The sequence below is a fragment of the Longispora sp. NPDC051575 genome (assembly GCF_040681875.1).
Taxonomy (GTDB): Bacteria; Actinomycetota; Actinomycetes; order Mycobacteriales; family Micromonosporaceae; genus Longispora.
Genome location: NZ_JBFAZP010000007.1, coordinates 369248 through 394268, shown reverse-complemented (window position 1 = coordinate 394268; position 25021 = coordinate 369248). Strand labels below are relative to the sequence as shown.

General features: G+C 71.8%; 30 protein-coding genes. 12 read left to right on the top strand and 18 right to left on the bottom strand.

Annotated elements, in window-relative coordinates:
- Nucleotides 1-90 precede the first annotated feature (90 nt).
- The 4 genes from AB0M43_RS22675 to AB0M43_RS22660 are packed head-to-tail and all read right to left on the bottom strand — an operon-like array spanning nucleotide 91 to nucleotide 1807.
- Entirely contained in the window at nucleotides 91-495 is a 405-nt protein-coding gene (locus tag AB0M43_RS22675; protein WP_363728019.1) for an Imm1 family immunity protein, read from the bottom strand.
- A gap of 8 nt (nucleotides 496-503) precedes the next feature.
- Nucleotides 504-1049 (bottom strand): DddA-like double-stranded DNA deaminase toxin, encoded by a 546-nt coding sequence (locus AB0M43_RS22670; protein WP_363727709.1) that lies wholly within the window; start codon nucleotides 1047-1049, stop codon nucleotides 504-506.
- Nucleotides 1050-1055: 6 nt separating this feature from the next.
- Nucleotides 1056-1316: a hypothetical protein gene (locus tag AB0M43_RS22665; protein ID WP_363727707.1), complete on the bottom strand. Its 261-nt coding sequence runs from the start codon at nucleotides 1314-1316 to the stop codon at nucleotides 1056-1058.
- Entirely contained in the window at nucleotides 1313-1807 is a 495-nt protein-coding gene (locus tag AB0M43_RS22660) for a hypothetical protein (RefSeq protein ID WP_363727705.1), read from the bottom strand. Before AB0M43_RS22660 ends, AB0M43_RS22665 begins: the two co-directional genes overlap by 4 nt.
- 437 nt (nucleotides 1808-2244) lie before the next feature.
- On the opposite strand from AB0M43_RS22660, the gene AB0M43_RS22655 reads away from it, so the two are divergent.
- From AB0M43_RS22655 to AB0M43_RS22645, 3 genes are read left to right on the top strand one after another with little or no spacing between them, the layout of a single operon-like run.
- Nucleotides 2245-3480 (top strand): hypothetical protein, encoded by a 1236-nt coding sequence (locus AB0M43_RS22655; RefSeq protein WP_363727703.1) that lies wholly within the window; start codon nucleotides 2245-2247, stop codon nucleotides 3478-3480.
- Between the two features lie 22 nt (nucleotides 3481-3502).
- Entirely contained in the window at nucleotides 3503-4150 is a 648-nt protein-coding gene (locus AB0M43_RS22650; protein WP_363727701.1) for a YdcF family protein, read from the top strand.
- Nucleotides 4147-4914 (top strand): WbqC family protein, encoded by a 768-nt coding sequence (locus AB0M43_RS22645; protein WP_363727699.1) that lies wholly within the window; start codon nucleotides 4147-4149, stop codon nucleotides 4912-4914. The genes AB0M43_RS22650 and AB0M43_RS22645 overlap by 4 nt, the downstream gene beginning before the upstream one ends.
- A 52-nt stretch (nucleotides 4915-4966) precedes the next feature.
- Here the strand turns inward: AB0M43_RS22645 and AB0M43_RS22640 are convergent, their stop codons facing one another.
- Nucleotides 4967-5257 carry a hypothetical protein gene (locus AB0M43_RS22640; protein WP_363727697.1) on the bottom strand — a complete coding sequence of 97 codons (291 nt, stop codon included), beginning with the start codon at nucleotides 5255-5257 and terminating at the stop codon, nucleotides 4967-4969.
- A gap of 88 nt (nucleotides 5258-5345) precedes the next feature.
- A complete protein-coding gene (locus tag AB0M43_RS22635) occupies nucleotides 5346-5852 on the bottom strand; it encodes a GNAT family N-acetyltransferase (protein WP_363727695.1) in 507 nt (168 codons plus the stop codon).
- A 111-nt stretch (nucleotides 5853-5963) separates the two neighbouring features.
- On the opposite strand from AB0M43_RS22635, the gene AB0M43_RS22630 reads away from it, so the two are divergent.
- Complete coding sequence (locus tag AB0M43_RS22630) at nucleotides 5964-6617, top strand: endonuclease V (RefSeq protein WP_363727693.1); 654 nt, start codon at nucleotides 5964-5966, stop codon at nucleotides 6615-6617.
- Between the two features lie 126 nt (nucleotides 6618-6743).
- Nucleotides 6744-7322: an SMI1/KNR4 family protein gene (locus AB0M43_RS22625; protein WP_363727691.1), complete on the top strand. Its 579-nt coding sequence runs from the start codon at nucleotides 6744-6746 to the stop codon at nucleotides 7320-7322.
- A gap of 10 nt (nucleotides 7323-7332) precedes the next feature.
- On the opposite strand, the gene AB0M43_RS22620 is transcribed toward AB0M43_RS22625, so the two are convergent.
- From AB0M43_RS22620 to AB0M43_RS22610, 3 genes are all read right to left on the bottom strand, one after another.
- Nucleotides 7333-7986 carry a hypothetical protein gene (locus AB0M43_RS22620; RefSeq protein ID WP_363727689.1) on the bottom strand — a complete coding sequence of 218 codons (654 nt, stop codon included), beginning with the start codon at nucleotides 7984-7986 and terminating at the stop codon, nucleotides 7333-7335.
- Between the two features lie 118 nt (nucleotides 7987-8104).
- A complete protein-coding gene (locus AB0M43_RS22615) occupies nucleotides 8105-8431 on the bottom strand; it encodes a nuclear transport factor 2 family protein (RefSeq protein ID WP_363727687.1) in 327 nt (108 codons plus the stop codon).
- A gap of 391 nt (nucleotides 8432-8822) precedes the next feature.
- The gene (locus tag AB0M43_RS22610; protein WP_363727685.1) at nucleotides 8823-9323 is read right to left on the bottom strand and encodes a DinB family protein; all 501 of its coding nucleotides are present in this window, start codon (nucleotides 9321-9323) and stop codon (nucleotides 8823-8825) included.
- 161 nt (nucleotides 9324-9484) lie between these two features.
- Between AB0M43_RS22610 and AB0M43_RS22605 the strand changes: the two genes are divergently transcribed.
- Complete coding sequence (locus tag AB0M43_RS22605; protein WP_363727683.1) at nucleotides 9485-11017, top strand: aldehyde dehydrogenase family protein; 1533 nt, start codon at nucleotides 9485-9487, stop codon at nucleotides 11015-11017.
- A gap of 39 nt (nucleotides 11018-11056) precedes the next feature.
- On the opposite strand, the gene AB0M43_RS22600 is transcribed toward AB0M43_RS22605, so the two are convergent.
- The gene (locus AB0M43_RS22600) at nucleotides 11057-11566 is read right to left on the bottom strand and encodes an NUDIX hydrolase (RefSeq protein ID WP_363728018.1); all 510 of its coding nucleotides are present in this window, start codon (nucleotides 11564-11566) and stop codon (nucleotides 11057-11059) included.
- A 183-nt stretch (nucleotides 11567-11749) separates the two neighbouring features.
- On the opposite strand from AB0M43_RS22600, the gene AB0M43_RS22595 reads away from it, so the two are divergent.
- Entirely contained in the window at nucleotides 11750-12385 is a 636-nt protein-coding gene (locus AB0M43_RS22595; protein WP_363727681.1) for a PadR family transcriptional regulator, read from the top strand.
- A 114-nt stretch (nucleotides 12386-12499) separates the two neighbouring features.
- Here the strand turns inward: AB0M43_RS22595 and AB0M43_RS22590 are convergent, their stop codons facing one another.
- The 4 genes from AB0M43_RS22590 to AB0M43_RS22575 form a co-directional block, all read right to left on the bottom strand.
- Nucleotides 12500-12673, bottom strand: coding sequence for a hypothetical protein (locus AB0M43_RS22590; RefSeq protein ID WP_363727679.1), 174 nt, complete (start codon nucleotides 12671-12673; stop codon nucleotides 12500-12502).
- The gene (locus AB0M43_RS22585) at nucleotides 12670-14418 is read right to left on the bottom strand and encodes a hypothetical protein (protein WP_363727677.1); all 1749 of its coding nucleotides are present in this window, start codon (nucleotides 14416-14418) and stop codon (nucleotides 12670-12672) included. The genes AB0M43_RS22590 and AB0M43_RS22585 overlap by 4 nt, the downstream gene beginning before the upstream one ends.
- A 97-nt stretch (nucleotides 14419-14515) precedes the next feature.
- Nucleotides 14516-15031 (bottom strand): cysteine dioxygenase family protein, encoded by a 516-nt coding sequence (locus tag AB0M43_RS22580; protein ID WP_363727675.1) that lies wholly within the window; start codon nucleotides 15029-15031, stop codon nucleotides 14516-14518.
- 69 nt (nucleotides 15032-15100) lie between these two features.
- Nucleotides 15101-16108, bottom strand: coding sequence for a putative sulfate exporter family transporter (locus tag AB0M43_RS22575; RefSeq protein ID WP_363727673.1), 1008 nt, complete (start codon nucleotides 16106-16108; stop codon nucleotides 15101-15103).
- A gap of 169 nt (nucleotides 16109-16277) precedes the next feature.
- On the opposite strand from AB0M43_RS22575, the gene AB0M43_RS22570 reads away from it, so the two are divergent.
- Entirely contained in the window at nucleotides 16278-16646 is a 369-nt protein-coding gene (locus tag AB0M43_RS22570; protein WP_363727671.1) for a hypothetical protein, read from the top strand.
- A gap of 4 nt (nucleotides 16647-16650) precedes the next feature.
- Here AB0M43_RS22570 and AB0M43_RS22565 read toward each other — a convergent pair whose 3' ends face one another.
- A complete protein-coding gene (locus AB0M43_RS22565; RefSeq protein WP_363727669.1) occupies nucleotides 16651-17556 on the bottom strand; it encodes a LysR family transcriptional regulator in 906 nt (301 codons plus the stop codon).
- Nucleotides 17557-17639: 83 nt separating this feature from the next.
- Here AB0M43_RS22565 and AB0M43_RS22560 point away from each other — a divergent pair, with 83 nt between their 5' ends.
- A complete protein-coding gene (locus AB0M43_RS22560) occupies nucleotides 17640-18845 on the top strand; it encodes a pyridoxal phosphate-dependent aminotransferase (protein WP_363727667.1) in 1206 nt (401 codons plus the stop codon).
- Nucleotides 18846-18862: 17 nt separating this feature from the next.
- Here AB0M43_RS22560 and AB0M43_RS22555 read toward each other — a convergent pair whose 3' ends face one another.
- Complete coding sequence (locus AB0M43_RS22555; protein WP_363727665.1) at nucleotides 18863-19174, bottom strand: hypothetical protein; 312 nt, start codon at nucleotides 19172-19174, stop codon at nucleotides 18863-18865.
- Between the two features lie 122 nt (nucleotides 19175-19296).
- On the opposite strand from AB0M43_RS22555, the gene AB0M43_RS22550 reads away from it, so the two are divergent.
- Both AB0M43_RS22550 and AB0M43_RS22545 read left to right on the top strand, forming a co-directional pair.
- Nucleotides 19297-20313: a LuxR C-terminal-related transcriptional regulator gene (locus AB0M43_RS22550; RefSeq protein WP_363727664.1), complete on the top strand. Its 1017-nt coding sequence runs from the start codon at nucleotides 19297-19299 to the stop codon at nucleotides 20311-20313.
- A gap of 192 nt (nucleotides 20314-20505) precedes the next feature.
- Complete coding sequence (locus tag AB0M43_RS22545; protein ID WP_363727663.1) at nucleotides 20506-21666, top strand: hypothetical protein; 1161 nt, start codon at nucleotides 20506-20508, stop codon at nucleotides 21664-21666.
- 42 nt (nucleotides 21667-21708) lie between these two features.
- On the opposite strand, the gene AB0M43_RS22540 is transcribed toward AB0M43_RS22545, so the two are convergent.
- Nucleotides 21709-22188: a pyridoxamine 5'-phosphate oxidase family protein gene (locus AB0M43_RS22540; RefSeq protein WP_363727662.1), complete on the bottom strand. Its 480-nt coding sequence runs from the start codon at nucleotides 22186-22188 to the stop codon at nucleotides 21709-21711.
- Between the two features lie 156 nt (nucleotides 22189-22344).
- Nucleotides 22345-23625, bottom strand: a complete 1281-nt coding sequence (locus AB0M43_RS22535) for an acetyl-CoA C-acetyltransferase (protein ID WP_363727660.1) — start codon at nucleotides 23623-23625, stop codon at nucleotides 22345-22347.
- A gap of 58 nt (nucleotides 23626-23683) precedes the next feature.
- Here AB0M43_RS22535 and AB0M43_RS22530 point away from each other — a divergent pair, with 58 nt between their 5' ends.
- Nucleotides 23684-25018, top strand: coding sequence for a 3-oxoacyl-ACP reductase (locus AB0M43_RS22530; protein WP_363727658.1), 1335 nt, complete (start codon nucleotides 23684-23686; stop codon nucleotides 25016-25018).
- The last annotated feature ends 3 nt before the right edge of the window (nucleotides 25019-25021 follow it).

Genomic DNA, 25021 nt, shown 5'->3' with positions numbered 1-25021 from the left:
CCAGACCGCCCCACCGAGGCTGGCGTCGAGCCAGCTGGCCCGGGTACACAGCGCGTGGTTTAGATCGAGTTTTCGCAGTTCAGCGACTTGTCAGGACGCTTCCCAACGCAGACAGACGGGCTTGTCCCCAGTGGTCACGTACTCGATGATTGCCTCACGCGCTTTCTCGACTGAAACGCGCGCGCGTTCGGCGGGAATCTCTTCAGGCTCGCCGAAGCCTGCGGTGATCGGCCCATCGGTCGGTCCAAGTTCGACGCCGTAGGAGCCGTCAGGAAGCCAGGTGACGGCTGCGCGTCCGACTTCGAAGTCGGCGTCCACCCGCAGCACTTTGCTGTCCCATTCATCGGCGCCGTCCAGCCCCGGCACCAGGGGCCCGAAGTACATGGACACCTGGGATTTACCCCATGGCTGCCACAGGACGGACCAGCGGTCGAACGCCTTGGCCGCGTCTTCGGGGCCGGCCAGAGGAGTGTCATGGCTCGGGCACCAGCTCATGTACCCCACTACGTTCGGGCTCCTTCGTATGTCCTACTGATCCGCTGGCCGTACTCGTCGACGCCTTCCACGGTCATCCGCTGACCGGGGTACAGCACCCTGGGTATCAGGTTGTCACACGCGTACAGCCAATCGGGGTTGTCCCAGCCACACGGCCGGTTGTTGATCACAAGAGTGGCGTCGGAGGTACGCAGTCGACGCATGAGGGCGATGAGCTTGATCTCCACGTGTTCAGCCATGGCAGCGGCCTGCCGAGGAAAGCCGAGTGCATCGAGCATGCCCAGCGCCTCCTCGTGCAGGCCGTCGCCCCTTCCTGACGTAATCGCTTCACGCAGCTTGCCGTCGGCTTCGTCGCGCCACCGACCATGGGTCTTGCGGCCTTTCTCCTTGCCGACCGGCCGAGGCAGCATTGTCCTGACAACCCTGGCGAAGTTCTCCGCCGACGTTGGGTTAGGTGAATCCGAGACCAGAGGTGGCCGCCCTTTGAGAGGTTCCTTGCGAGTGTCGTCGAAATTCGGCCCCGCTGGCGGTGGAAAACCGCCGGCGGCCGACACCGTCCCTCAACCGGTGATGGCTCCGATGTAGCTGACGATGTCGTCACGCGCGCCAGCCATGGCCGCCTTGCATTCGTCGATGTGCCCGATCGCAACCTTCAGCTTCGCCGACGCGTCGTTGACCCGATGGTGGGAGACGTTCGAACCTACGATGCTCCACATGCTGTTGCCGATGTGTTCGATGGCGATGATCAGCTCGTCCGCCTGAGCGAACGGCAGCTCCCCGGTGAGTGTCCCCAACCGGGCGGCGTCCTCTTCGATACTCACCGGGCTTCCCTCCATGAGGATTCAGATCTGGTCTGGTGGTAGAGGCCGACATAGGCGGTGCAGCGGGTGACAGCGCACCGCAGACGCAGTTCTGAGACCTGACCGGGTGTCAGGGTCAGTCTTGCCACCCGGTCACCGCTGGCATCCCAGCACCCGTTGGTCGTGGTGCAGCAGACACCGACATCCGGTTGATCGGTCAGGTCGTCCACGACGCCTCCGCTGACAAGCTGCGCGAACGCTTCGCGCCCTAGGGTCTCCCCTAGATCCAGGGTCGTATAGGTGTGCAAGACCATCAGGCAGTCGACACCGGCCCTGTTGATGACGATCCGGCACTCGGAGGGAGCATCCGGACCCGCCGAAGACCCGAACACGCCGTGGTGGTCGAGAAACAGCACCGCATCGATCTCATTGGGCGGATAGGCATGGATGAAGTTGGCAAGTTCCCTGCCCAGGTCGACGATCTGGACGGGCGTAAGACGAAGCATTGACATGGCCCTCTCGGCAGAAATGATGGGCCGGGCAGCGGGAAGACTGCCCGGTCCACACGGCCTACGGCTGGTGGTCTACCTCCTCGTGCTCGCCTTCCCTGGGCTTGCCATTCACCTGGGATCTGCCGAATTCCCGCATGAGTTCACCCCCTTCCACACTTTGCCGATCGGGCCCAGGGTGGGCGGCGCACTGTGCAGAGGTCCACATCGGTTCGATGCACCCGACGACTCGGAGGTCGGTACTCATGAACCGTCGGGGTTGTGGGATGTGGCATCAGCTGTCCGGTGACCTTGCTCCTGGTTCTGAACCAGAGCCTGCTCACGATTCCCGGAAGATGCGTGGGCAGAAAGCCGGAAATTAGGCGGAGGCTGGACGATTGATCGACACTCGCCGCTAGCGTGGGGATGCACACCGGGTTCCCGGATCTCAAGGGGTGACCGTGGCAAGTCGCATCACCGCGGCGGCATTGACCGTCGAGTTACGACGTCTCCGCCGTGCCGGTCTGGCTGACCTGACGATGCGGGACCGTCGCTATCCCGAACTGACCCGCCTGCTCGAACAATGGGCTGGCCCGCCGCCCCGGGAGCTGCTGGGCAGGCTGGCGTATCACAGCGCTGCGTTCGCCGTCGTGCTGGCCGAGTTGCCCGACCCTCGCCTGCGGCACGTCGCCGAGATCCTGTTCCATTCGCTACGCGGCTCCACGCCACCGAGGCTGGACGATCGCCGACGAGCCGCCGACCAGGTGTTCCATCCGCGCGACTACGGCCGTGAGCCCGACACCATCCAGCGCACCCTGGAACGACAGGTTCTGGATCCGCTGCTGATCGAGGTGCTACTGCGAGGACCTACTGTTCCGCCAGATCCTGCCGCAACAACCGGCGGGCCAGATCTGGACGACTGGTCCGACGATCTCGACCGCGCGCACGTCACGGTCGGCCGCCAGGACTTTCCGGCAGCCGGGGTACTTCTCGATCGCTGGCTCGGCCGTCCTGACCTCGACAGCATGGGCGACGCTGGGCAGCAGCTTCGAGCACGGTCCCTGCTGCTGGCCGGCCACATGCGTCGCGACCAGGGCAGAATCGCCGGCCCGCTGTCCGCCGAACATGCCTACCGTGCGGCCAAGGACCTGTTCACGCTCCTCGGACAGCCCCGACGGATCGCACAGACTGAACTTCTGATCACCGTGACCGAGGAGATGTCCGGTCATCTCGAACGCGCCGCCCACAAGTACGCCGCGTTGGCCGACGACAGCCGGCTCGGGGCTTTGGACCGCACCCACGCCCGGTTGTGGGTCGGCACCGCACTGTCAAAACGGCCTTTACCCGACCGGCTGTCCGTGGCGGTGGCCGCAATCGAGCATGCCGCCCGCACCCTGGAGGAACTCAATGAGCCCGACGAGTGGTCCATCGCGATTCAGAAGCTGGCACTCGCGCACCGAGCTGCTGGCGACACCGCAAGTGCCGTCCGAAATATCGAACTCGCGCTGGCACACCGACGAACCGACTCACCGCTGCAACAGGTCAGGCTGGACACGGCGCACGGACACATTCTGCTCGCGGATCCCGCGACTCGCGACTACGGAGAACGGGTGCTCGACGGGGCTGAGGTCATCGCAGGCCGATACGGTCTTAGTCACCAGGTCCGAGCGATCCAGACGATCCGCCGGACGACATGACCAGACAAAAGGATCCGGCTCCGTGATCAGCGACCAGGACTACAAGGACGGCCAGACCCTGTACGACTACCACCAGCTCGGTCATGACCTTCGACCCTGCTCGGTCGGGATCGTTCTGGGCGGTCACGACCTTGGCGTCCCGCATCACGCTGCCGACCTTTTCCACCAGGGCTACTTCCCCCAAATGGTGATCACGGGTGGCTCCAACCCGACCAGGCCGGAAGAGTTTCCCGAGGGCGAGGCCTCGCGGTTCCGTGATATCGCAGTGGTCCTGGGCGTGCCCGAGCAGGTGATCCTGCTGGAGCCCCGGGCTACGAACACCGGACAGAACGTAAGCCTTTCGCGTCAGGTACTCGAAGACGCCTCCGTCCCCGTGAGTTCAGTGCTGATCGTGTCCATGCCGTCCATGCAGCGCCGTGCATTCGCAACCTGCCGCAAGGTCTGGCCGGAGGTCAAGACAGTGCTCTGCTCGTCGGCAGCGCTGGCCTGGCCGGACTACATCGACAGCATTGGCGACGAGAGTCTGGTGCTGGCCAATCTGGTCGGGGACACCCAGCGGGTCATTGACTACCCCGACCTCGGCTACGCGATCGTCCAGGACATCTCGGACGACGTCCTGGACGCCTACCGACGGCTGATCGATGTCGGCTACACCTCGCGGCTGATATGACCACGTGGCCGGAGGCGACGTGCGCCATCCACCAGCCGAACTTCTTCCCCCGGCTGTCCACGCTCGCCAAGCTGTACACCGCCGACCACTGGATCGTCCTGGACGACGTTCAAGCCAACGCGCGCGACTACCAGCACCGTGCCCGGTTGGCCGACCTGAACCCCACAAGCACTCAGTGGCTGAGTCTCCCTGTCCACCGCCCTCACGGCCAGGCAAGCAGGATTACCGATATCGAGGTGGTGGACCGGCACCTGTGCCGACGTCGGACCATCGGCATGGTCACTCAGTTCTACGCACGGTCACGGCACTGGTCGGCATTGCGTCACGCTGTCGAGCAGGTCGCCGATGCCATCGACGCGACCCGGAGCATGGCCGTGATCGCCACCGTGTCCACTCTCGCGCTCCTGCGGTTGGTGGGCTGGTCTGGAGCTGTCCACCACAGCAGCGACCTAGCGAGTCGATCCCACCGCTCGGCCCGGCTCGCCGATCTCACGCGGTCGGTCGGAGCCACCCGGTACCTGTGTGGTCCGGGGGGCGGCCGCTATCTGGACACTGCGCCGTTCCACCAGCTCGGAATTGGCGTGGACCACTTCGACAGTCCGAGTGCTCCGGCGGCCTGGACACAGGCGCGCTCCCTGAGCGCACTCTGGGCTCTTGCCACGGTCGGCCCCCGTCAGCTCCGTGAAGACCTGGAGGCGATGCGTACCAAAGTTCCCGGATCCGGTAGGCACCTTGTGGGATCAGCCGAGAACACACGCCAGTGATCGAGTGCCGTTCCGTCGTGGCGCGGTCTGACGGGTGCCTGGCTTCGATCGGCTAGAAGAAGGAACCGCCAGAGCCGCCGGAATCCCCGCCGTGCGACACGATGATGTCGGTTTCGCCGCTCGAATAGCTCACGCCACCCGTCTGTGTCTCCCGACGGGGCCGGTCGGGCAGCAGAGGGCGGCTGGGGTCGATCAGCGGGGGCATGCTGGCGATCTGGTCGGCCTGCCACTGTGCGGCGATCCGGTCGGCGCGGGCCTGGCGCCGCGCGACGGTCCGGACGGCGACAACGGCGGCCGCGATCACGGACACCACAGCCACCGCGACACCCACGATCAACCACATATTCCCACTGTACAAACCCCGTGCCCGCGCCGGCCCGCACGAGACGCGCCGTGCCTGGCCACGGCGGCGTGAGGGTGCGCCCGGCCGGCTACAGGTCCACCGCGAGGGTCGTCTCCAGCGGGGTGAAGCCGTGGCGTTGGTAGAAGCGGATCGCGGCGGTGTTCGCGGCGTAGGCCGATACCCGGAGCTGGACGGCTCCCTTCTCGGCGGCCCAGGAGCGGAACTCGGCCACGAGCCGGGTGCCGATGTCATGGCCGCGCCAGGGTGCCGCGACGTGCAGGCTGACCAGGTGCGCCTTGGGGGCGGTCCACATCGGCGAGGCCGCGTGGAAGGTACCCGTCAGATGTCCCACGATGGTGCCTTCGTGGTCCGCCACCAGGACGAGGACGTCCGGGTCGGCGAGGTTCCCCTCCTCGTAGGCCCTGGCGTGGGCCTGTGGCCAGTCGGCGTTGCGCAGACCGTCCCGGGTGGCCGCGTCCTCGGCGAACAGCCCGGCGGTGGAGGCGACCAGGCCGTCGAGGTCGGCCTCGGTGGCCGCGCGCACCACCACCCCGGCCGCCGCGCCAACGAACATGCTCGCCGCTCCGTTGTCCATGGGCCCGAGCCTATCCGGAAGCTCGCCGGGTGATCGTCTACACCAGGGGTGGACGAACCGGACGGGCGGCGGGTCCTGTGACCACATCGTGCGGGGGCCTAGGATCGGGCGATGGCTCAGTGGACCTTGGAAGAAGCCGTCGCGCTCCAGAAGGAGCTGCGGCACCGCGTCGAGGTCCGCCCCGGCCCGACCAGCCCGCGGACGGTCGCCGGCCTCGATGTCGCCTACGCGGAGGGGTCCGACCGGGTGGCCGCCGCCGTGGTCGTGCTCGACAGCACGTCGCTGCTCCCGGTGCGGCAGGCGACGGCGGCCGGCCTCGCCACGTTCCCGTACGTGCCGGGGTTGTTCGCCTTCCGGGAGCTGCCGACGCTGCTCGAAGCGCTCGGGAAGCTCACCGTCACGCCGGACGTGCTGGTCTGCGACGGGCAGGGGTTGGCGCATCCGGAGCGGTTCGGGCTCGCGTGCCATGTCGGGCTGGAGACCGGGCTGCCGACGATCGGGGTCGCGAAAACCCTTTTCGTGGGTACCTATGACGAGCCCGGCGACCACCGGGGCGACTGGTCGCCGCTCGTGGACGACGGCGAGGTGATCGGCCGGGTGCTGCGGACCCGCGCGGGGGTCAAGCCGGTGTTCGTGTCCGTGGGGCATTTGTACGACCTGGATACCGCGACGGAGCTGACCCTGGCGCTGACGCCGAAGTACCGGCTGCCGGAGACGACCCGGGCCGCCGACCAGCTGTCGCGGCTGGCGCTGCGCGCGAGCTAGGCGTCACCCGGCTCCCAGCGCCAGCGCCCGGCTCCCGGCTCCCGGCTCCCGGCTCCCGGCTCCCGGCTCCCGGCTCCCGGCTCCCGGTAGTCTCCCGCGGAGATGAGACGACGGGGAGGAGTAGCCGTGACCGAGGAAGTCCCGCCCGAGGAACGGGTCCGTGCGCTGGTGGCGATGCTCGCCGATGGCACCACGGCGACCGTGGAGCAGTTCCGGGGGCTGTCCGCCGAGGAGATCCGCGCCGTCGGGGCCGACCAGCCGGCACCCCTCGCGGCGGCCTACCGCTGCTTCCTGTCGCTGATCGGCGGGGGCGCCGGGCGCTTCCTGCGGGGCAGCGACGTGTTCCACCCGGACGTGCTGGGACTGGGCGAGGCCGCGCGGGAACTGCTGGCGGAGAACGAGGTCGCGTTCACCCTGACGGACGCCGACCGGGTCATCCTCATGCACCAGGGGTACCAGTTCGACTTCCTGCGCGGGGACGGCGACGACCCGCAGGTCTGGTCGTACAGCGAAGGCGGGGAACCCGAGGACGGGCCGAGCCTGCGGCACGCCCGGTTCACCGACTGGCTGGACGGTCAGGTCCGCGAACAGACGGAGGCGTGGGCGACGCTGGTGCCGAAGCACGAGGCGGAGCAGCGCCAGGATCCCGCGCGCGTGACGTACCACCGGCACCATCCCGACGGGAGTGTCAGCGAGGGCATCTGAGGGGACGCGGTCAGCGGTGTTCGACGCCGGCCGGGTGCCCGCGCGCCGCCTCGGCCGCCTCCCGGGCACCCGGCCGCAGCACCGGCAGGCCGGCCCGCAGGCGGTTCAGGAACTCGTCGATCCGCAGTTCGACGTGCTCGTCGACGACCTCGGACACGAACGCGGCGGCGACCCCGACCCCGGCGAAGTCGGCGCGCGCGGCGTCGCCGAACTCGTCCACCCGGAGGGCGCCGGGGGCGTGCACCGCCATCACGTGCTCGTGCTCGATCACCCAGGGCGTGACCACGGTCCCGGTACGCAGGGTGCCGTCGTTGTGGTAGCCGTGCACCAGGTAGGTGAACGTGCCGTCGTGGATGTGCACCTCCGCGTCGCCGGCCTCCAGGGTCTCGGCCTCGGTGCGACCGCCGACGTAGAGGCCGGGCAGGCTGTCGTGGAACCCGACCCGACCCGTGACCGTCAGGTTCCCGGTGACCACGACCACCTCGACGGCGCGCGTCACGAGGAGGTCGTGGAAGGCGTCCGGGAAGTCGCCGGCCACGGTGAGGTCGCCGTCGAAGAGCAGCGCGGTGGCGTACCCGCCGTCGAACGCGCTGGTCAGCGCGCCGCCGAGGCGGGCGTCGGCTTCGGCGTAGGGCACGAGTTCAGGGGTGGCGGACTGCGGCATGCCGAAGATCATAGGCACGCTCCGCCGTGGCGGCGGTCCAGAGTGGAGTGTCCGCCGCCGGTTCGTCGCGCCTGGAGGCGAAGGGCTTCGACGGGTACGGACCCGCGCGCCCCGATCGTCAGGTCAGGAAGTCGACGCGGTCGATCAGGCCGTCGCGGACCCGGTAGGCGACCAGTACCCGCAGAGGTTGGTCCCCGATGCCGTGCGCCAGCTCGTGGTCGACCACCCAGTCGCCCTCGGTGAGGCGTCCGAGGATCTCGGCCCGGCACCGGCCCAGCGCGAACTGGTCGGCGTAGCGGTCCCGCAGGGCGTCGCGCCCGACGAAGTGGCTGCCGTCGCGGCGGTTCACCCGGACGTCGGGGGCGTACGTCGCGGCGAAGGCTTCGAGGTCGTGGCTGTTGTAGGCGGCGAGTTGGCGTTCGACGACGGTCTGCGGGTCGGTCATCGTCCGATCATGCAGCGCGGCTTCCCCCATCGTCCAGCGCGGGCTCACCCGGCACACGGTGGCGGGGTGTCAGGCCCACAGCGCGGGCAGGTTCGCGCAGGACGCGGTCGCGGCGCGCTGGACCCCCAGCTCGGGCAGGCCCACCCGGCACATGGATGCGGGGTCCACACAGCGGGCACACTCGCGCAGCACACGGTCCCAGGGGCCGGCGGGCCCACGGGGCACATGGAGGCGGGGTCTTCACAGCGGGCATGCTCGCGCAGTACACGGTCCCGGGGCCGGCAGGCCCACGGGGCACATGGAGGCCGGGCTTGACCCGAAGCGGAGGCTGCCCGCCAGGGGCGCGCAGCACGCGGCCCCGGACGTCCGGGGGCGGGGCGGTCGCGGGGGCTCAGGGGCGGAGTTTGTGGCCCGTGGTGCCGTCGATGTTCTCGCGGAGGATGTCCGCGTGGCCGGCGTGCCGGGCCGTCTCCTGGATCATGTGCGCGACGATCCACTGGAGGGTCCTCGGCGGCTGCTTCGTGCCGGTGCTCAGGGCGAGCGGGTCGCCCGCCGCGGCGATGTTCGCGTCGCTGCGGGCCGCCGCCGTCTGGTAGTCGGCGATCAGGTCGGGGCCGGTGGCGGTGGCGGGGACGTCCATGCCGAGGTCGACCGGGCGGTCCGTGCCGAGGAGGACGACCTCGAACCAGTAGGTCTCCGCCGCCGCGAGGTGCTGGATCAGGCCGTAGAGGCTGGTGCCCGAGTCGACGCCCGGGGTGCGGCCCTGGTCCTCGGTGACGCCGGTGGCCTTGGCGATCACGGCCTCGCGGGCGGCGGTCAGGAACGCGGCCAGGACCCCGAGCGCGTCGGGCTCGCGGTGGGTGTCGGCCGGCCGGCGAGGCTCGTTGATCATGGCCGGATGGTAGCAGCGCGGCGTACCCAATCATGAGCTTGATTTGGATTTGACGCTTGTCACAGGCTATTGCGCACGGCCCGTGCGCACGGCAGGGTGAAGCCCACCACAGCGACGCCAACGCAGCCGCCGCTTCTTCTGAGTCCCGCGAAGGAGCCGTCATGACGTTGTCCGTTGTATCCGGCACGGCCTGGGCAGAGGTGCACGCGCGCGCACTCGCCGCGACCCCCGAGGCGTTCGCCGACGACCGGCTGCTGAACCTGGTCGAGGGCCGCTGGTCCGACGTCGGCCGGCCCGCCGCCCTGCACACTCCTGTGGACGGCACGCTGATCGGCTGGCTGCCCCGGCTCGACGGCGACGCGGCCGGGCGGGCGGTCGCGTTCTCCGCCGCCGAGCACCGCGACTGGGCCGCCACACCCCTCGCCGAGCGGCACGCGCGGGTCACGGCCGCCGTCGAGGCGTTGCAGGGCGAGCGGGACCTGCTCGCGCTGCTGTTGTGCTGGGAGATCGGCAAGCCGTGGCGGCTGGCCTGCGCGGACGTGGACCGGGCCCTCGACGGCGTCCGGTGGTACCTGGACGAGATCGGGCCCATGGTGCAGGGCCGTGAGCCGCTGCCGGGCCCCGTTTCGAACATCGCGAGCTGGAACTACCCGATGAGCGTGCTCGTGCACGCCGAACTCGTGCAACTGCTCGCCGGCAACGCCGTGATCGCCAAGACCCCCACCCAGGGCGGGGCCGTCTGCCTGACGGTCGCGCACGCGTTGATGCGCCGCGCCGGGCTGCCCGTCACGCTGCTGTCGGGCGGGGGCGAGGAGCTTTCGGAGGTACTGGTCCGCGCGCCCGAGATCGGCGCCGTCGCCTTCGTGGGCGGCCGGTCCAACGGTGGCAAGGTGGCCGCCGCGCTCCTCGACTCCGACAAGCCGCACTTCATCGAGCAGGAGGGCCTCAACGCGTGGGGCATCTGGGACTTCTCCCAGTGGGACCTGCTCGCCGGGCACCTGAAGAAGGGTTTCGAGTACGGCAAACAGCGGTGCACGGCGTACCCGCGCTATGTGGTCCAGCGCGACCTGGTCGACGAGTTCCTCGCCATGTACCTGCCGGTGGTGTCCTCGATCAGGCTCGGCCACCCGCTGGCGAGCGCCGACGGGGTGCTTCCGGAGCTGGACTTCGGGCCGCTGATCAGCGCGGCGAAGGCCGAGGAGCTGCGCCGCAAGGTCGACGAGGCCCTCAAGGGCGGGGCCGTTCCGCTGTACCGGGGCGCGCTCGGCGACCACTTCCTCCCCGGCCAGGACACCTCCGCCTACGTGGCCCCCGTGGCCCTGCTCGCCCCGCCCGGCCGGTCCCGGCTGGCGCACGCCGAACCGTTCGGGCCGGTGGACACGATCATCGTGGTGGACACGAAGGACGAGCTGCTCGCGGCCATGAACGCGTCCAACGGCTCGCTCGTCGCCAGCCTCGCGTGTGACGACCTGGAGCTGGCCGAGAAGCTGGCCGTGGACGTGCAGGCGTTCAAGGTGGGCATCAACAAGCCCCGGTCGCGCGGGGACCGGGCCGAGCCGTTCGGCGGGCGCGGGGCGTCCTGGAAGGGGGCGTTCGTCGGCGGGGAGCTGCTGGTGCACGCGGTGACCGTCGGCGCGCCCACCGAGCGCCTGTACGGCAACTTCGCCGACTACTCGCGGTACCCGGCGACCTGATCCCGTCGGCTCCGGGGCCACCGCCCCGGAGCCGCACGCCTAGTGCTGGGCCCCGCGCTCCCCGGCCGACGGGTCTGATGGCTCCTCCACGAGCACCAGGTCCGCCGGGGCGAGGTCCACCGCGAGCAGCAGCGCCTCGTGGTTCGTGGTGAGGAAGTCCGTCAGCCCTTCGGGGCGCAGCCGCAGCCCGGTGAGCCCGGCCGGCGGCAGCACCCGGGCCAGGTCGTACCGGCCCCGGGACGGGTCGTCGAACTCCGGGCCGTGCCGCGCGGACATGTCCAGGGCGACGAGCCGGCAGACGAAGAAGTACTGCACGACCACGCCCTCGCCGTACGGGAACGTGTTGACCAGCACCTGCTGGTACCGGTCGGCGGTGGCCCCGAGCTCCTCCCGCAGTTCCCGGCGCAGCGCGTCGACCGGCGAGGAGTCCCCCGGCTCGATCCCGCCGCCCGGCGTTGTGAAATATACCGGCCTGTTGGACTTTGTCCGTCGAATGAGCAGCAACTTCCCCTCATCGTCGTACAGGACAGCCCTGGCCGCCCTTCGCACGATCTGCCGCACATCGACCTCCCGACGCCTGCTCGTACCCCTATGAACGGTACGACGTCGAACCCTATGCGTGTGAAGCAAATCCATGACGTCGATAACGTTGCGTCGCGAGCGGTTCCGATATATCGTTTCACTATCGCGATAGCCACCAGGGCTGTCGCGGACGAACGAAGAGGTAACACCATGCGACGACACTTCGAGCGGGCCGGCCGAGAGCACGGCCCCGAACACCACCACGGCCGCGGCGAGGGCCGGGGCCACGACCACGGCCGGCGCGGCGAGCACCCCGGCACCGACCGGCTCTACGCCTTCGGCCCGTTCGGCGGGCGCGGCGGTCTGGGCGGCGGGCGCGGCGGCGGCATGCGCGGACCGCACGGCCGGGGGCGCGGCGCGCGGCGCGGCGACGTCCGGGCCGCCATCATCGGGCTGCTCACCGAGCGCCCGATGCACGGCTACGAGATGATCTCCGAGCTCGACCAGCGCACCGGCGGCGTCTGGCGGCCCAGCCCCGGTTCGGTCTACCCGACCCTCCAGCTCCTGGAGGACGAGGGCCTGATCGCGGGCGAGGAGTCCGAGGGCCGCAAGCGGTTCACCCTCACCGACGCGGGTCGCGAGGCGGCGGGCAAGCTCGACGCCACGCCGTGGACGCAGTACACCGAGGAGGCCGGCAGCACCGCGCACGAGGGGCGGGCCGCCACGATGGCCATCATGCAGGCCCTCGGCCAGATCGGGCAGGTCGGCACCGAGGAGCAGAAGCAGCGGGCCCTGGAGATCCTCCACGAGACCCGCCGCAAGCTCTACGGCATCCTGTCGGAGTAGCGGGGTGTCCCCCGCCAGCCGTCCGGTGGCCCCACGGGGCTCCGGGCGGGAACCAGCGCCGAAGCCGACCCCGCCGCCCGCCGCCGTTCCCGGCGACCGGCGGCGGGGTCCCGGCTAGTAGCGGTGCCGCGCCCCGTTGCGGGTCCGGGTCCGGGTGTAGCGCGCCGGCTGGTCGTTGCGCCGTCCCGCCGGGAGTTTCCGCGAGATGACGGCCCACAGTTCCACCGCGCGCCGGGGCTTCGGAATGTCCTCCGGGGCCACCGCCCACCGCATCGACGTCATGGTCATCCTCCGATCACACCGAGCACTGGGACGTCCGCGCCGGCCGCGTCGCGCGCCTTCACGGTCATGGTCGGGGTCTGGTTCGGCACGGGGCCGAGGGTCAGGTAGGTCTTCGACGAGCCCTTGAGGACTCCGGCCGCCGCCTCGATCCGGTCGACGCCGGGCGAACCGGCCGCCAGCAGGTACCACGAGCCGGACGGGGCCTTCCACCACGCGGTCGCGGCGACCGGTCCGCCGCGCGCGCTGCACAGCCGGGTGCCCTGGGCCACGGTCGTGGCGGTGCCGCCCGGGCCGAGCAGGACCGCGCGGACCATGTTGGCGCCGCCGACCAGGTCGGCGCGCAGGCACACCCAGCTGCCGGTACCGGCCTTGGCGGGCAGCGGGCCCGTCGCGAACTCCCAGGCGTGCACGGCCACCACGGCCGAGCCCTGCCACTCGGTGACCTGGCAGCCGAGCCGTTCCCACGAGCCCTGGGTGTCCAGGTAGCGCGCGGCCTTCGGGTCCCCGACGGTGATGTGCGCGAGGCTGATCTGACCGAGGTCGGCCAGCGTCAACGGGCCGGGGGCGGCGACGTCCTGGGTCGTCAGCCGCAGCAGCGGCCCCGTGTAGCAGGACCCGGGCACCGGGCGGACCGGATCGGTGATCCCGTCGGCGGCCGCCAGGTCCTGCCACCCGCCGCCGAGCGTCGCCACCTGGGCCTTCTGGATCCACGGCGCGAGCAGGTAGCGGGTGCCGACCAGGTGCAGCGCGCTCGCCCCGGCGGTGCCGAGGACGGGCATGGGCGACAGTTCCAGACCCTTGTCCGAGTACCGGGCGATCCGCGACTTGTCCGCCAGCAGCACGACGTCCTTGCCGTCCACCTTGCCGGCGAACAGCAGCTGCGGCACCCCGGCGGGCGGGCTGCCGTCGGCGCCCCGGCCGACGACGAGCTTCTTCCCGGTGCGCCACGCGCTCACGGCCCTGCTGGTCAGGGCCGTGTTCGCGCGTTCGGAGCCGCGGGAGGGCCAGGCGGCCAGCACCGGGTTGGGGTTGTTGCGCCATTCGGTGTCGGTGACCGGGCGGACCGGCTCGACCTTCTGCGGTTCCGGGCCGCTCCACGCGCCGGTGGCCAGGGTCGCGACCCCGACGAGGGCGACGATCCCGGCCGCCCCGCCGAGCGCGCCCCGGCCGACCCGGGCGGTGCGCAGCATCGCGGGCGCGGGGGCCCGGACCTCGGTGGCCGCCGGGTTCATCGCCGGCTCGTCGAGGAGTTCGGACTGCCGTTCCGCGTCGATCCCGTAGTCGGCGTCCAGCGCGTCGCGGACCTTCAGCGCCTTGTTGACCGCCGCGTACGAGTCGGGCACGCCGACCGCCTGGAGTACCCCCGTGGCGCTCTTGCGGTCCATGCCCTCGGCGAGCAGCAGCAGGTACGCCACCCGGGCCTGGGGCTCCACGGCCGCGAGGGCCTGGTCGACCGCCGCGTGCTCGGGCCCGCCGGCCGGAGCGACCCCTGCGCCGCGCCCGAACGGGCCGGGCCACGGGAACCGCCGGCCCAGCGACCGGGTCAGCACCCGGGTGAGCAGCGTCCGGTACCCGGCGTCGGGGTCCGCGGCGACCTGCCGGCCGGACCGCAGCGGCAGCGCCCGCCGGACGAGCCGGTGGGCCCGCGCCCAGCGGCGCTGCCGGCTGTCCTGCCCGGCATCGACCACATAGGCGGCCCGCACCAACCGACCGTAGTTCTCGACGAACACGGTCTCCCACCGCACGGCCATTTTGTCCTCCTCGCGTCACGCACCCGGGACAACGGGGTGTGACACACCGAGGTGACGGCCTTTGCGCCATTTGCCAATCCCGGCTATTCGCCTCGCATCAGCCCTGGTGGATCGGCAGGTCGTAGCGACGGCGGACGCTGCTGCCGAGCACGCCGATGTCCGCGCCGTACACGTGGAGTGAGATCGCGAGGGCGTCGGAGTTGTTGCGCACGGAGTGGATGTCCCCGGGCGGGACGAGGAACGACGCGACGCCCTGCGGGGTACGGGTCGTGCGCACCGGGACGAGGTGGTCGCCCGCGAGCCGGTACGCGGTCTCCTCCTCCTCGCCGACGTACGTGCCGACGACGCACCAGGACACGTGGTCGTGCACGCAGGTGGCCTGGCCGGGCAGCCAGACGAGCGCGACGAGGGAGAAGCTGCCGTCGTCCTCGACGTGCAGGACGTGCTGGCGGTAGGCGGTCGGGTCGGGGATCCGCTGGTCCGCGCCGAGCAGGTCGTCGGCGCCCAGGTAGCGGGCGAGGGTCCGGGTGACGCGGGCGGGTCCGGCGGCGACGGCGGCGCGCAGGTCCCCGACGAGGCGGGCCGCGACCGGGGAGAGCAGTCGGGTCGACATGGCAGGACTCCTTCGGGGGTCGGAAACGGTGGCCCGGTCGACGAACGACCGTGCCCTGGGAGGTGCGGCTCAGGTGAGCAGGAGCGCCCCGACCAGCACGAGGGCGGCGATCAGGGCTGAGGACAACAGGCCGAGCACCAGCACCGGCAGCCCGGACCGGAACAGCGACCGCAGCCGGACGGCCGTGCCCAGCGCGAACATCCCGGCGGCCAGCAGCAGCCCGTCGACGAACGTGGCCACCTCCAGCACGGCGGCGGGCAGCACGTTCGTACTGCGCAGGGCGGCCATCAGCAGGAAGCCGACGACGAACAGCGGCACGAGCGGCGGCCGTTCCCCGACCGGGGCGGCGGCGTGCCGGCGGCGTTCGGCGACGCTGACCACGGCGAGCATCGGGGCGAGCAGCACGACCCGGGTGAGTTTCACGGCGACCGCCACGGCGAGCGCGCCGCTCACCGGTGCGGCCGCCGCGACGACCTGTGCGACCTCGTGCACGCTGCCGCCGGCCCAGATGCCGTACCCGGCCGGCGACAGTCCGGTCGGGGGGTACAGGGCCGGCAGCGCGAACATCGCGACACTGCCGCACAGCGTGACGAGGCCGAGCGCCTTGGCGACGTCCTCCTCGTCCTGTTCGCGGACGCCGTTCATGGCGACCACCGCCGACGCCCCGCAGATGGAGAACCCGGTCGCGACCAGCAACGACAGCCCCTCGCCGACGCCGAGCACCCGGCCCAGCCAGCGGGTGGCGACGAACGTGACGCCGACCGCCACGGCGACGAGGGCCAGCACGCCGGGCCCGAGGGCGAGCACCTCGCCGAACACGAGCTTGAGCCCGAGGAGCGCGACCCCGATCCGCAGCAGCCGCCGGCTGGCGAGCCTGATCCCGGGCGTGAACGACGGCCGCAGCAGCCCGGCGTTGGCCGCGACCGCGCCGAGCAGCACCGCGACGGTGAGCGCGCTGACGGCGGGCAGCAGCCGGTTGGCGAGCACCGCCAGGGCGACCCCGGCCCCGACGACGGCGAGGCCGGGCCACACGGACACGGAAGTCCGGACGGGGGTCTCGATGCTGTCGGTGGCCATGTCGTCACGATGGCAGCGAGCGCCTGTCGTGAGTAGACGGTGCTTTCCTGGGGGCCGATAAGCGGCGGTTATGGAACTCCGGGCGGCGCCTGCCCCGCGCCGGTATCCTGGGCGCGCCCGAATGCCCCCGTACCCAGGAATTCCGCCGTTGAGTATCGACCATGATGTGATGTTCGGCCCGTTGACCCGGGTCCCGGACACGGGCGCGGCGTTCCTCGCGACCGTGGCGGCGGACCTGGCGGACGCGCTGGGAGTGCCCTTCCCGCCGTACCCCGGCAATCCGCTGTTCTACTCCGCCCGCTGGGAGGAGGGCTACTGGCTCAGCCTCTCGGCGGGGGTGGACGGCTGCCAGGACGACGACGAGCCGTTCGGCTCCCACTTCTGCACCGTCAACATCGAGCAGGTGTACGAGGACATCCCCGACCTGCTCGACAAGCTCTACGAGCGCATCGTGGCCACCGGCAAGTACCAGGCCATCTCCCTGGAGAACGGCAGCCTGGTCCGGTCGTCGCACTACCGATCCGCCGAGGACTGGTGACCGGCTAGGCGGCTGTCCGGCGGGCCACCGTGACCAGGGCGTCGATCGTGGCCCGGACCACCGGCACCCGGATCAGGTCCGGCCAGGTGTAGACGGCCGTGCGCCGCCGGATCGTCGACTCCACCGGCACGGCCACGACGCTCGGGTGCCGCAGGAACGACAGCACCAGCATCGGGACCAGCGCCACGCCCAGCCCCGCCGACACCAGGCTCTGGATCGCCAGGTTGTCGTCCGTGGCGCACACGACGTCGGGGGTGAACCCGGCCCGCTCGCACGCCCGGACGAACGCCCCCGAGCAGCGCGGACAGCCGCCGATCCACCGCTCCCCCGCCATCTCGGCCAGGTCCACCCGGTCCCGGTCGGCGAACGGGTGCCCGACCGGCAGCAGCAGGGCCAACCGGTCCTCCAGCAGCGGCACCCGGAGCATGCCGGCGGTGGCCTCCTCCTCGTCCTCGTCGCCGTAGGAGAACCCGATCACCAGCTCGCACTCGGCGTGCCGGAGCAGCGCGAACGAGTCGGGGGGCTCGCGTTCGATCAGTTCGAGGCGGAGCCGGGGGCGTTCCGTGGACAGCGCGGCGGCGGCCCCCGGCACGATCGACGTGTTGGCGCTCGGGAAGGCGCAGATCCGCACCGTGCCGAAGTCCAGCGCCGCCACCGCCCGGACCTGCTGGTGGGTGACCGCCAGCTCGTCGAGGACCGCCGCGCCGCGCTCCGCGAGGATCCGGCCCGCCTCGGTGAGCCGCAGGCCCCGGCCGACCCGGAGGAACAGCGGGCCGCCGACGTGGCGTTCCAGGGCGCGCATCTGCTGGCTGATCGCCGGCTGGCTGCAGTTCAGCTCGCGGGCGGCGGCCGAGAACGAACCGGCCCGCACGACGGCGGCGAACATCTCGAGTTGACGGGTGTCTATCACCGCACCACCATAACCACAGCTTTGGGGTACACAAAGGAGCCTCAGTCTTGCCGATGGGTTCGCCGGCCCGGGACGATGGTCGGGTGCCCCACTACCTGCGCGACGTCCCGCCCGCCGGCGTCCTGTACGTCGTCCACGAGGCGCTCCGGCGCGGCTTCACCCCGGGCGACCCCGAGTGGGTCAACCTGGGCCAGGGCCAGCCCGAGACGGGCCCGCTGCCCGGCGCGCCGAACCGGATCACCGGCGTGGACCTGGCGCCGGAGGACCACGGCTACGGGCCGGTGAACGGCACCCCCGAGCTGCGCACCGCCATCGCGGAGCACTACAACCGGCTCTACCGGCGGGGCCTCGCGAGTCAATACACCGCCGCGAACGTCTCGGTCACCCCCGGCGGTCGGCTCGCCCTGAACCGGATCTTCACCGCGCTCGGCGACCTGGCCATCGGCTACCGCGACCTCGACTACTCGTTCTACGAGGACCTGATCGGCGCGCACCTGACCCGGCTGAGCCCCGTGCCGGCCGCCGTCCCGTTCGCCCCCGCCGCGCTCACCGCCTTGGTCGAGCGGGCCGGGATCGGGGCGTTCCTGCTGTCCAACCCGTGCAATCCGACGGGTACGGTCCTGGCCGGCCCCGACCTCGCCGACCTGGTCGACCGGGCCCGCCGGGGCGGCTGCGCGCTGGTGGTGGACGAGTTCTACAGCCAGTTCGTCTACGACGGCGGGCCGGTCAGCGCCGCCGCGCACGTGGCCGACGTGGACGCCGACGACGTGCTGATCGTGGACGGGCTGACGAAGGGCTTCCGGTACCCGGGGTGGCGGCTCGGCTGGGTGCTCGGGCCGCGCGCCGCGATCGAGGTGCTCGACCGGTCCGGGGGCGGCCTCGACGGCGGGCCGTCCCGGGTCACCCAGCGGGCGGCGCTCGCGGCCCTCGACCCCGGGTACGCCGACCGGGAGACGGCCGCGACCCGGGCCGCGTTCCGGGTCAAGCGCGACCTGATGGTCGACGGGCTGCGCGCGCTCGGGGTCCGGGTCGACACCCCGCCGGCCGGGGCGTTCTACGTGTGGGGCGACGTGGCGGGGCTGCCGGCCGGGCTCGACCACGCCGACGGGTTCTTCGACGCCGCCCTGGAACAGCGGGTGATCACCGTGCCGGGACACCTGTTCGACGTGGACCCGGGGCGGCGCCGGCGGGGCGGGCGGCGGCACGGGGAGTACGTGCGGTTCTCCTACGGGCCGCCGGCCGGGGTGCTCACCGAGGGCCTGGCCCGGCTCGGCAAGCTCATCGGCTGAGCACCGGCCCCGTCAGGTCACCCGGCCGGTCGCGGCTCCTGGGCCGAGTTCTCGGCCGGTTCCAGGATCCGGGTCTCCGGGGCGCCCGCCAGGGCCGGGGCGTTCTCCGGCACCGCCCACACCCGGGTCCGCAGGAAGCCGAGGAAGCCCTCCGCCGCCGCCCGGGTCGCGAAGTCCAGGTCGACCAGGACGTACCGGGGGTCGTCGGCCGGGCGGTGGATCCGGTGCCGGAGCACCCCGGCCTGCCGGCGCGCGTCGGCGAACCGGTCGAACGCGGCCTTCCAGGTGCCGTAGTCGGTGACGGCGTGCTCGATCCGCAGTGTGGTCATGGCTACCTCCTCGGGTTCTGCCTCCAGCGTCGACCGCGCGGGCGCGTACCCCCATCCCAGGTTTCTGGGGTTTCCGCCCGCCGCCGGGTCGGCGCGCACCGGAGGCGGCCTAGGCTCGGGGGATGGCGGGATCGGCGGAGACGGCGGCGCGGATCGTCCGGGCGTGCGGGACGGCCGGGGACGCGCGGGAGCTGCGCGAACGGCTGCTCGACGAGCTGCGCCGGGCCGTCGGCTTCGACTTCCACGCGTTCGTGCTCACCGACCCGGAGACCTCCGTCGGCGTCGCGCCGCTGGCCGCCGTGCCGACCGTGCGGGACCTGCCCCGGCTGATCCGGCTCAAGTACCTGACGGACACCAACCGGTGGACCGGGCTCACCGAACCCCCGGTCGCGCTGCTCAGTACGGGGGATCCGGCGCGCAGCCAGCTGTGGCGGGAACTTCTCGACGGGTACGGGGTCCGCGACGTCGCCTCCGTCGTGTTCCGCGACCGGCACGGCTGCTGGGCGTTCCTCGACCTGTGGCGGACGTCCGGCGTGTTCCACCCCGGCGAGGCGGCGCTGCTCGCGGACCTCGCCGGGCCGGTCGCGGCGGCGCTGCGCCGGAGCCTGGCGGACACGTTCGTCGCCCGGCCGGCGGGGGCCCGGCGGCTCGGCCCGCTCGTCCTGCTGCTGTCCCCCGAGCTGACGGTGCTCGGCCAGACCCCGGAAACCCACGACTATCTGCGGGTACTCGTCCCGCCCGCCCCGGACCGGCCCCCGATCCCGGCGAGCGCCTACAACGTGGCGGCCCAACTGCTCGCCGTCGAGGCCGGGGTGGACGGCAACCCGGCGTCGGCCCGGGTGCACCTCGCCGACGGGCTGTGGCTGACCCTGCGCGCGGCCCGGATCGGCGGCCGGGACATCGCCGTCACCATCGAGGAGACCTCCCCGGCGGACCGGGTGCCCCTGTACTGCCGGGTGCACGGGCTCAGCGCCCGGGAGGCGGAGCTGGTCGGGCACCTGGTGGGCGGGGCGGACACCCGGGAGGTCGCGCGGCGGATGTTCCTGTCCGAGCACACGGTGCAGGACCACCTGAAGTCGGTGTTCGCGCGGACGGGGGCGCGCAACCGGCGGGAACTGCTGGCCCGGGCACTCGGGTAGGGCGGCTCCGGTCCCGGCCGGGAGGCGGGGGTCACCGTGCGATCCCGGCTGGGAGGTGGGTCGGCCGTGCGGGTCCCGGCTGGGAGGCACCGGCCGTGCGATCCCGGCTGGGAGGTGGGCAGACCCCGTTGTCCGGGGCGTGCGCGCTGTCCGGGGCGGACAGAACTCCGGTGCCGGTCGTAGGCTCGGCGGATGACCGAAACCGTCGCGGAGCGCTATGTCCGGCTGGGGCTGCGGCTCGACCGGCTCGTCGAGGGAACCGTCGACTCCTACGTGGGGCCGCCGGAACTCGCGGCCGAGGTCGCCGCCGAGAAGCTGCCCGAGGCCCACGAGCTGGTCGACCAGGCGGACGCGTTGCTCGCCGAGCTGCCGGAGAGCTGGCTGCGCGACCAGGTCACCGGCCTGCGGACCAGCGCCGGGATGCTGGCCGGCGAGTCCCGCTCCTACACCGACGAGGTGCACGGCTACTACGGGGTGCGCCCGACCATGACCGACGAGGCCGTGTTCGCCGAGGCGCACGAGAACCTCGACGCGCTGCTGCCCGGCACCGGATCGCTGGCCGAGCGCCAGGAACAGTGGCACAGGTCGATGTGGGTGCCGGCGGACCGGGTCGAGGGCGCGGTGGTCGCGATCCTCGCGGAGGCCCGCGCGCGGACCGGCCAGCTCGTCGACCTGCCGCCCGGGGAGGGCGTCGACCTGGAGTTCGTGCGCGACGTGCCCTGGAACGGGTACAACTCCTACCTCGGCGGCCTGCGCGGCAAGGTCGAGATCAACGTCAGCCGGCCGATGACGGCCTACCACCTGCTGCATCTCGTGCTGCACGAGACGTACCCCGGCCACCAGGCCGAACGGGTGTGCAAGGAGGTCGCGCTCGTCCGGGGCCAGGGGCGGCTGGAGGAGACGATCGTGCTGGAGCCGACCCCGCAGTCGCTGATCGCCGAGGGGATCGGGGAGATCGCCCCCGAGACGCTGCTCCGGGGTGCGGCCGGGGACGCGTTCGCCCGCATCATGCGCGACACCGGCGTCGACTTCGACCTCGACCGGTCGGCCACCCTGGCCCGGGCCGCCGAGGCGTGCGGATGGTCCAGCGTCAACGCGTCGCTGATGCTGCACGAACAGGGGGCCGGCGAGGCGGAGGTGACGGAGTACCTGCGGCGCTGGTGGCTGGTGACCGCCGAGGAGGCCGGGCGGGCGATCCGGTTCATGACCGCCCCGGAGACGCGGACCTACGGCTTCAACTACCCCGCCGGCAAACGGCTCTGCCGCGCCTACGCCGCCACGGTGCCGGACGGCTTCCGGCGGCTGCTCACCGAGCAGGTCCGGGTCGGCGACCTGCTCGGCGCCAGCGTCTGACCGCGCGGCGGCGTACCCGGATGGTGGGGTTGACCCGCGGTTCTACGCCGTGACCGCGTCGACCGGCTGGCGCGGGGCGTCGGGGAAGTTCTCCTCGTCGAAGAAGACCCAACCGTCCACGTCGATCCGGTAGATCCGGTGGTGGTTCTCGCCGTCCGCCATCCGCTGGGCGTCGATCGCGCGGGCCGCCCGGGGCCAGCGGCCGGCGAACACGGCGATCGCGTCGTCCACCCCGGTGGTGGGCAGCTCCACGGCCGTGCCGGTGAACGTCGCGCCCCGGACGTCCTGACCCAGCTCGGTCAGGTCGATGGCCAGCACGCTGCCGGCGACCCGGGCGTCCCGGCGGATGTTGACGCTGTGGAACCGGGTCGGGCGGGAGATGAAGTACAGCCGGTCCGGGGCCAGGGTGCTCGCGAACCACACGTTGCACACCACCGGCGCGCCCTCGTCGTTCAGGGTCGCGACCTGCATGACCTTCCCGGTCGAAACGTAGTCCTCGAGGAGCTGCCGGGCGTCGGCCATATCGCGGGTACCTCCGTGTCGGGTGGCTTTCTCGACACAGTAGACGGTTCGACCCCGCCCTCGACACCCCACGAAGTGCCCTAGTTACCCGACGTGATGTCGGATACCGCCGGTCCCCGGCCGCCGCCCCCTACGCGCGGGGGCGGCGGTCGCGGGTCAGCGCTCCAGGATGGCCGTGACGCCCTGGCCGCCGGCCGCGCAGATCGAGATCAGGCCCCGGCCCGAGCCCTTCTGTTCGAGCAGCTTGGCCAGGGTGGCCACGATCCGGCCGCCGGTCGCCGCGAACGGGTGCCCGGCGGCGAGCGAGGAGCCGTTCACGTTCAGCCGGGAACGGTCGATCGCGCCGAGCGGGGCGTCCAGGCCCAGCTTCTCCTTGCAGAACTCGGGGCTCTCCCAGGCCTTCAGGGTCGCGAGCACCTGGGACGCGAACGCCTCGTGGATCTCGTAGAAGTCGAAGTCCTGCAGGGTCAGCCCGGCGCGCTGGAGCATCTTCGGCACCGCGTAGGCGGGGGCCATCAGCAGGCCCTCCCCGCCGTGCACGTAGTCGACGGCGGCGGTCTCGCTGAACGTCAGGTACGCCCGGACCGGCAGCCGGTGCGCCTTCGCCCACTCCTCGCTGGCCAGCAGTACCACGGCCGCGCCGTCGGACAGCGGGGTGGAGTTGCCGGCGGTCATCGTCGCGCCCTCGCCCCGGCCGAACACCGGCTTGAGCTTCGCGAGCTTCTCCACGCTGGAATCGGGGCGCAGGTTCTGGTCCCGGTTCAGCCCCAGGTACGGGGTGACCAGGTCGTCGAAGAACCCGGCCTCGTACGCGGCGGCCAGGTGGTGGTGGCTCGCGGCGGTCAGCTCGTCCTGGTCCTCGCGGGTGACTCCCCACTCGGCGGCCGTGACCGCGGCGTGCTCCCCCATGGACTTCCCGGTCCGGGGCTCGGCGTTGCGCGGCATGTCCGGCACGAGCTGGCCGGGCCGCAGACGGGTGATCAGCTTGAGCTTGCCGCCCAGGGACCTCGCCCGGTTGGCGTCCAACATGATCTGCCGCAGGTCCTCGTTGACGCCGAGCGGCGCGTCGGAGGTGGTGTCCACGCCCCCGGCGATCCCGACCTCGATCTGGCCGAGCGCGATCTTGTTCGCGACCAGGATCGCCGCTTCGAGACCGGTGCCGCACGCCTGCTGCACGTCGTAGGCCGGCGTCCTCGGGTCCAGTCGGCTGCCCAGCACCGCCTCGCGGGTCAGGTTGAAGTCGCGGCTGTGCTTGAGCACCGCGCCCGCGGCGACCTCGCCGAGCAGCTCGCCGGCCAGCCCGTACCGGCTGGTCAGCCCGTCGAGCGCGGCGGTCAGCATGTCCTGGTTCGCGGCGTGCGAGTACGGCCCGTTGGACCGGGCGAACGGGATCCGGTTGCCGCCGATCACGGCGACCCGGCGAATTTTCTGGGTCATGCTTCCACTCTAACCTACTGGCGAGTAAGATTACGCCGGAGTAGGGAGGCATTTTTCCATGACCGATCGGTACCAGAAGTTCGCCGCGTCCGGCGCAGGGCGCTTTCTCGTCCCCAAGCTGGGGCTGCCCGACCCCGCGAAACTCCGCCGGTACCGGCCGGGCCAGCCCGTCGTGGCCGGCCCCGTCCTGCTGGGCGCCGCCCCCGGTGGCAGGCTCGACGCCGCCCTGACCAAGACGCTGTCCGCCGTCGACGCCACCGTACACACGGAGCCGAGCGAGGCCCCCGAGGCGCGGTACCACGCACTGGTCTTCGACGCCACCGGCATCACCTCCAGCGCCGAACTGCGCCAGCTCTTCGACTTCTTCCACCCCACGATCCGCCGGGTCGCCGCCTCCGGCCGGGTCATCGTGCTCGGCACCCCGCCCGAGGACACCTCCGGCCGGGGCACCCGGACCGCGCAGCGCGCCCTGGAGGGCTTCGTCCGCTCCGTGGGCAAGGAACTCAAACGCGGCGCGACCGCCCACCTGGTGTACGTGGCCCCCGGCGCCGAGGAGGCCGCCGACTCGACCCTGCGGTTCCTGCTGTCGGCGAAGTCGGCCTACGTGGACGCCCAGGTGATCCGGATCGGCCCCGGCACCGTCGGAACCGCGTTCGACGACAAGCCGCTCGACGGCAAGGTCGCCCTGGTCACCGGCGCGTCCCGGGGCATCGGCGAGGCCATCGCCCAGGTGCTGGCCCGCGACGGCGCGCACGTCGTCTGCCTCGACGTCCCCGCGATGGGCGAGGCCCTGTCCAAGGTCGCCAACTCCGTCGGCGGCACCGCCCTGCAACTCGACATCACCCGCGACGACGCGGCCGCCACCCTCGCCGAGCACCTCCGCGAACGGCACGGCGGCGTCGACATCGTCGTGCACAACGCCGGCATCATCCGCGACAAGACCCTCGGCCGGATGAAGCCCGAACTGTGGGACGCCGTCCTCGCCGTCAACCTCACGGCCCAGGAACGCATCACCGAAGGCCTCCTCGGGGTACTGCGCCCCGGCGGCCGGATCATCTCGCTGTCCTCCATCGCGGGCATCGCCGGCAACGTCGGCCAGACCAACTACGCCACCTCCAAGGCCGGCGTGATCGGCTTCGTCCAGTCCTGGGCCCCGGAACTGGCCCAGCGCGACGTCACCATCAACGCCATCGCGCCCGGGTTCATCGAGACCCAGATGACCGCGTCCGTGCCGCTGTTCATCCGCGAGGCCGGCCGGCGGATGAACTCGCTGTCCCAGGGCGGCCTGCCCGTCGACATCGCCGAGACCGTCGCCTGGTTCGCCCACCCGGGCTCCGGCGGGGTCACCGGCAACGTCGTGCGGGTCTGCGGTCAGAGCCTGCTGGGGGCCTGACGT